Origin of the sequence: Sandarakinorhabdus rubra (genome assembly GCF_010994245.1) — a bacterium.
In the GTDB taxonomy this organism is placed as follows: domain Bacteria; phylum Pseudomonadota; class Alphaproteobacteria; order Sphingomonadales; family Sphingomonadaceae; genus Sandarakinorhabdus; species Sandarakinorhabdus rubra.
Window position 1 is genome coordinate 1 of sequence record NZ_WMHO01000266.1, and the last position, 3,121, is coordinate 3,121.

Consider the following 3,121-nt stretch of genomic DNA (forward strand, 5'->3'; position numbering starts at 1 on the left):
GTTGGAAACGGACACGTCACCGCCGACGCCGCCCGTGCCGCCGCTGCCGCCCACGTTGATGTCGAGGCCCAGGCTCTGGCTCTTGCCCTGCAGGCGCACGTTGGCCACGGCGCCGCCCGAGCCGCCGCCGCCGCCGATGCTTTCGGCCCGCACGCCATAGGAGCGGTCGCCGGAGGTGAACAGCTGCGCGCTGTTCGCAACCGTCACCGTGTCGGAATCCTCGCCGGTACCGCCGGTGCCGCCGATGGCGATGTTCATCGTGGTCTGGGTGCTGTCCTTGGCCGCGCCCGCGACCTGGAAGCCGATTACGTTGACCATGCCGCCAACGCCGCCGCCGCCGCCAACCGACTGGGCCAGGATGGCTTCGGCATCGTCGCCATAGGTTTCGATCTGGCCGCTGTTGGTGACATCCACGGTGCCCGACACGCCGCCGGTGCCGCCTGTGCCGCCCATGGCCAGGCCGATCTGCGTCTGATCGAGGAAGGCAAGGCTGGTGGCGCTGCCACCGGCGCCGCCGCCACCGCCTACGCTCTGCGCGAAAATCCCGCGACCATTGGCGCCCAGCGTGATCAGCCGCGCGCTGTTGGTGACGTCAACATCGCCGGCTTCGGCGCCGGTGCCGCCCTGCAGGCCATAGGCCGCGGCAACGCCGTTGCTCTGGGTGTTGCCGGTGCTGCCGGTGCCGACCGTGACGCCGGCCGAATAGGCCGAGCTGGTGCCACCGCCGCCGCCCACGCTCTGGGCGAAGATGGCGGTGCCGCCCTGGCCGCGCGTGACGATCAGGCCGGAGGCGCCCACAGTCACATCACCGCCAACGCCGCCATCCCCGCCAAAGCGGCCCATGGTGAAGGACAGCTTGTTCTCGACGCTCAAGGCCAGCGCCAGGGTGAGCGCGGTGTTGCCGCCGCCGCCGCCGATCGACTGGGCGCGGATCCCGAACGCATCGGTGCCATCGGTGAACAGGAAGCCGCTCTGCTCCACGCTGACATCAGCGCCGAAGCCGCCGTCGCCGGCGCCGCCGCCGATCCCGATGTTGGCTGCTGCCTTGGCGCCCTTGAAGCGGCCAAGCCCGATCGAATAATTGGCGCTGCCGCCCCCGCCGCCGATGGACTGGGCAGTGATGGCATCGCTGTTGGCCCCGCCGGTGGCGATGGTGCCGATGTGGCGCACGCTCACATCCGCCGCGTTGCCCGCCGCGCCGCCGCTGCCGCCCACCACGATGGTGGCGCCATAGGTGTCGGGCGTGCCGGCATCGGCCTGCGTCTGCCGGCCGATAGCCAGGCCCAGGTTCATGCCGGCAATGCCGCCGCCACCACCGATGGATTGCGCCACCAGGCCCGAGGCATTGTCGCCGCGCGTGGTGAGGAAATCGGCTGCAACCGCGCCGGTGCCGGCCGCATAGCCGCGGACCACCGAGACGGTATCGGCGTTGCCGCCCGCCCCGCCAAAGCCGCCAACGCCGGCCTGGATGAGGTTGCCGCGCGGCGAGACGGTGAGATTGCCGTTGAAGCCGCCTACGCCGCCGCCGCCGCCCACCGACTGGGCGAGCAGGCCGGCGGTGGTGTCCTGCGTCTTTTCAAGCGCGGTGAGACCCACCTGGGTGAGGAACTCGCTGACGAAGCCGCCCACGCTGGTGTCCGGCTCCGGCAGCACCGGCAGCTCGGACGTGGTGGCAAAGCGGTTGACCTGGATGAGGCCGACGCTGTTGACGTTGACGGTGCCAGCATCGGCGCCATCGCCGCCGAAGCCGCCGACGCCCACCGTGTAGGCGCCACCGAAGGTTTGATCCGAACCGGCGCCCGCCGCCGCCACGTTGATGGCGCCGCGGCCACCGCCGCCGCCGATGGATTGTGCCATCAGGCCAACGGTATAGCCGCCATCCACGGTGATGGTGCCGGCCTGGTCCACCGCCACGTTGCCGGCGCGGTTGCCGTCGCCGCCAAAGCCGCCGATGCCGATGGCAACCGACGGGAAGACCGCGTCCTTGCCGAATGTGATGGAGCCGGCGACGTTGATGCCGCCGTTGCCGCCGCCGCCGCCGATGGACTGCGCCACCAGGCCACCGGTGCGGTTGCCGGCGGCATAGAGATCGCCGCGGGTGACAGCCGAGACATCGCCGGCCACCCCGCCATCACCGCCGAAGCCGCCAATGCCGACGCTGAGCGAGCCTTCCGACGCGATGCTGCCGGCGACATTGATGCCGCCGTTGCCGCCGCCGCCGCCGATCGACTGTGCCAGCACCGCGATATTGCCCTGGCCGTTGGCAACGAACAGCCCGTTGCCGCCGGCCGCGCCGCGCGCCAACAGATTGACATCGCCGGCATCGCCGCCGCCACCGCCAAAGCCGCCGATGCCGATGCCGACCCCAACCGAGGTGGCGGTGCTCGGCTTGGTGATGGCGATGCTGCCGGTGACATTCAGGCCACCGTTGCCGCCGCCACCGCCCAGCGATTGCGCCACCACGCCGTGGCCGCCCAGGCCATCGGTGGTGATGATGCCCGGCAGGCCATCGGAGGGACGGCCGCCCGGCAGGTCATCGACGCGGGCCCTGAGCCCGGTCGACGGGCCGGCAAGCACGTTGCCGGTGAGTGTCATGTCCACATTGCCGGCATTGCCGCCATCGCCGCCAAAGCCGCCGATGCCAATGCCGATGCTGCCGCTGTTGCCGTTGAGGCCAACCGACAGCGCGCCGGCAACGTTGAGCCCGCCATTGCCGCCGCCGCCACCGATCGACTGCGCCAGCACACCATCGGACCCGGCGCCGAGCACACGCGTGTCACCGTCGCGGGCGAGGCTGACATTGCCGGCATCGCCGCCATCGCCGCCAAAGCCGCCCAGGCCGAAGGACACGGTGCCGGCGTTGTTCTGGGACAGGGCGACACTGCCGGCGATCGACATGCCGCCAACGCCGCCGCCGCCACCCAGCGACAGCGCCGAGACGCCAAACGAGCTGGCCAGCTGCGTATCGACCCGGCCGGTCACCGCCGACGTGACATTGCCGGCATCGCCGCCGCCACCACCAAAGCCGCCGATGCCGACGGACAGCGCGCCGGCCGCTTCCTTCGACGCGGAAATGCCGCCGCCGACGGTGAAGCCGCCATTGCCGCCGCCGCCGCCCAGC

1 protein-coding gene is annotated in these 3,121 nt (G+C 71.5%); it reads right to left on the bottom strand.

Going from position 1 to position 3,121, the window contains the following annotated elements; translation table 11 throughout:
- The coding region (locus GJV64_RS13040) for a beta strand repeat-containing protein (protein WP_235927747.1) at window positions 1-3,121 on the bottom strand (3,121 nt) is incomplete at both ends.